3 protein-coding genes are annotated in these 3590 nt (G+C 73.3%); 1 reads left to right on the top strand and 2 read right to left on the bottom strand.

Going from position 1 to position 3590, the window contains the following annotated elements; translation table 11 throughout:
• Positions 1–253 (bottom strand): hypothetical protein (locus ACTIDRAF_RS29825; protein ID WP_157163140.1); only part of this gene is annotated, 253 nt, incomplete at its 3' end.
• A 304-nt stretch (positions 254–557) separates the two neighbouring features.
• On the bottom strand, positions 558–1841 hold the full coding sequence (locus ACTIDRAF_RS0219100) for a citrate/2-methylcitrate synthase (RefSeq protein WP_016700329.1): 1284 nt from the start codon (positions 1839–1841) through the stop codon (positions 558–560).
• 89 nt (positions 1842–1930) lie between these two features.
• On the opposite strand from ACTIDRAF_RS0219100, the gene ACTIDRAF_RS0219105 reads away from it, so the two are divergent.
• Positions 1931–3103, top strand: a complete 1173-nt coding sequence (locus ACTIDRAF_RS0219105) for a citrate/2-methylcitrate synthase (protein ID WP_016700330.1) — start codon at positions 1931–1933, stop codon at positions 3101–3103.
• Positions 3104–3590 lie beyond the last annotated feature (487 nt).

A 3590-nucleotide genomic window follows, 5' to 3' on the forward strand; every position in this document is an offset into this window, starting at 1 on the left:
CGATCTGCCGGCAGCTCGCCGGCGGGTAGCCGGTCGCCTTGCGCCACACCGTGGTGGTGCCGCAGTTGTAGTAGGTGAGGTCGCGCATGACGGTGGTCCCCAGCCGGGTGTCCGTGAAGTTGTCGCCGCACCGCATCTGCGTCGGGGCGACGGCGGTGGTCGTGTTCTCGGCGGGAACGGCCGCCGCCGCCACCGTCGTGCCGCCGAGCAGGGCGGCGACCACGGCGGCCACCAGCGTGACACGAGTACGCATCTGTTCCTCCTGACCTGACGAACGCGTCTCCCGGTTACCGGGAGCGGCCCGACGCGCGTCGGGCAGGGACAGTGGAACCGGACCGGCACGCCCAGATCCGACACCTGCCCGGACATCGCTGGAACGGAGCAGCACTTCCGCGTCGGGGGTCTTTTTCCAGGTACGGGCCGGCGGCGTGAACGCTGGAGGGGCTGGGCCGGCAGCGGCGCCGGCGCGAGCGGGGTCCACCGGGGCGGCAAGGCCGCGACCAGGCACGACGGGGCAGGGCCGGGGAGCTCCCGGGCCGGGGCCCCCGGCCACGCGCCTACCGGTGGTCGGTGGGCGCGTTCGGGGTGGGCGGCGGACCGACGTACACGCCGGCGGGCCGGAACCGGACCCCGGGTTCCCGGTACTCCTCCAACGCGTGCGCGACCCACCCCGCGATCCGGGCGACCGCGAACACCGCCTCGCCCGCGTCGGCCCGCATCCGGTACCCGTGCTGCATCGCCGCCAACGCCAGGTCGATGTTGGGGAACCCGCGTGGCCGGTCCCGCAGCCGGTCGGCGATGGTGTCCACCACGTCGACGGCCTGCGCGAGACGCGGCGAACCCTCCGCCGACCTCCGGAGCCGGCCCAACAGGGCCTCCGCGCGGGGGTCCCGGCCGGTGTAGACGCGGTGCCCGAAACCGGGCAGGGCCGACTCCGTCCGCAGCCGGTCGGCGAGCGCGCCGAGGGTGTCGTCGAGGGCCTCCCGGAGGAACCGGTACGCGACTCCGCTGGCCGCGCCGTGCGCGGTCCCCTCGACGGCCCCCAGCCCGGCGGAGACGACCGAGTAGAGGGGGCCCCGGGTGCTGGCGGCCAGGCGAGCGGCCAGCGTCGATGCGGCGAGATCGTGGTCGGCCAGCAGGACGAGCGCGGCGCGCAGGTGGTCGACCGCCTCCTCGGTGGGGTCCTCGGCCGTGAGCCGGGGCCAGAGCTGGTCGGCCAGCGCGGCCGAGTGGGACTCCTTCGCTCCAGGCACCAGGGGCAGGGCACGCACCAGCACACCGATCAGGGTCTCGGTCCGGTTGGTCACCGAGCCCTCGTCGAGGTCGAAGCGGAGGGGGTCGGCGAGGGCGGCGGTCGTCAGCAGCACCCGGATCCGGTCCGTCAGCCGGGCGGTGGGGGGCAGTGTCCGGTCCGTCCGCCTCGCGGAGCGCACCAGGTCGTCGGGGGCGGCGAAGGGGCGGTGGTCGGCCAGGTTCCCCGTCCACAACAACCTGGCGACCTGTTCGGCCGAACACGAGGCGGCGAGGTCGACGGCGTCCCTGCCCCGGTAGTACAGCCGGTCGTCGGCGAGCAGGGTGATCTCGGTGCGGATGCGTTCCAGGACGCCGGTGCTGGTGCGCCGTTCGCGGCCCGCGCCGGCGAGCGCCTCCACCTCGGCGACGCTGAACCTGCTGCCCCGGCGTCCCGGTTCCCGGTGGCTCGTGAGCAGCCCCCGGCTGACGTAGGCGTACACGGTCTCCTGCCGGACGCCGAGCCGGTCCGCCACCTGCGCGGTGGTCAGGTGATGTCGCACACCATCCTGACCTGCTTCGTTCGCGTCGTGCCCGGTCCGTCCGGTCACCTCGGACCTCCTATCGTCAACATTGACTGAATCAACGTTGACGATATCGCGACGTCTGCTGACAGTGGCGGGCACACAAGGAGGTGCCGATGTCCGGATCAACGACCAACTCGCCGCGAGACACCATCAGGCCCAGCGAGGTGCCGCCAGGCCTGCGCGGGGTCGTCGTCACGTCGACCACGCTCGGGGACGTCCGGGGCGAGGAGGGCTTCTACCACTACCGCGAGTACTCGGCCGTCGAGCTGGCCGAGACGAGGAGCCTGGAGGACGTGTGGTTCCTGTTCGTGGAGGGGAGGCTGCCCGACGCCGCGGAGCGCGCGGCGTTCGTCGAGGAGGTGGCGCCGCTCCGGCGGCTCCCGGGGGAAGTGCTCGCCGTGCTGCCCGCCATCGCCCGGTCCAGCCGGGGTGATCTGCTCGCCGGGCTGCGGGCCGCCCTGTCCCTCGCGGGAGCGGTCCGGGGGGTGCGGCCGCTGTGGGATTCGGGTCGGGAGCGGCGGCGGGCGGACGCGCTCTGGGTGGCTGCCGTGACGCCGACCATCCTGGCCGCGTTGTACCGCCTCGGGGCGGGGCTCGAACCGCTGGAGCCGCGCCAGGACCTCTCCGCCGCGGCGAGCTGGCTGCACCAGGTGACCGGGGAGGTGCCGGCGGAGGACAAGGTCGCGGCGATCAACCGCTACCTGGTGTCGACGGTGGACCACGGGTTCAACGCGTCGACCTTCACCGGTCGGGTGGTGGCCTCCACGGGGGCTGATCTCGTGGCGGCGGTGGTCGCGGCCGTCGGGGCCTTCTCCGGCCCGTTGCACGGTGGCGCGCCGGACCGTGCCTTGGACGCGCTCGACGAGATCGGCTCGCCGGACCGGATCGACGGTTGGGTTCGGGGCCGTGTCCAGGCGGGCGACCGGATCATGGGTTTCGGGCACCCCGTGTACCGGACGGCCGATCCTCGGGCGGTGATGCTGCGGCGGACCGCGCTGGAACTGGGTGGCGACCTCGCGCACTTCGCCGCGCGGGTGGAGACCCGGGTCGTGGAGCTCCTCGCGGAGCTGAAGCCGGAGCGCCGGCTCCACGCCAACGTCGAGTTCTACGCGGGAGTGGTCATGGAGCTGTGCGGCCTGCCCCGGGCGATGTTCACCCCGACGTTCGCGACGAGCCGGGTCATCGGCTGGTGCGCGAACCTGCTGGAGCAGGCCGAGGAGCCCAGCATCATCCGGCCGGCCGCGCGGTACGTCGGTCCGCCCGCACCCGCGCCGGTACCGGCCTGACGAGCGGGGAACGGTGGGTGCCCGGCGGCCACGGGCACCCACCGAGCCGCCGTCGGTGACCACGCGCCACGCCGGTGGGAGAGGGTGATCAGCGGGGCGGCACGGCGGGTGCTAGAGTTCCTTCCCGGAACAACGAGACGGGACGAGCGGACGTCGGGACTTGACACCGCGAATCCGGACCGGCTAGAGTCGTTGCTCCCCCCCAGTGAAGATCAGCGGCGAAAGCCGGGATCTCGCTTGTGCGTGACGAACCAGGACCCTCGTGGCGGGTTCGACGCGTGCCTGGCGCGGGGTTGACACCTGAAGAACGGTCGGTGCGCCACGGCGTGCGGGCCGTGGAACGAAGTCGGTCGGAGAGCCGGACCCCCTGTGGGGGCGAGGATTTCCGCCTGGTAGCGTTCCCGGGCGTTGAAAACAGCAACACACTGAGCAGCTCGGACCTGACACGGATCTGGCGAGGCCAAGACGCGGCCCCCGAACGCGACAG

The sequence above is a fragment of the Actinoalloteichus spitiensis RMV-1378 genome (assembly GCF_000239155.1).
Classification (GTDB): domain Bacteria; phylum Actinomycetota; class Actinomycetes; order Mycobacteriales; family Pseudonocardiaceae; genus Actinoalloteichus_B; species Actinoalloteichus_B spitiensis.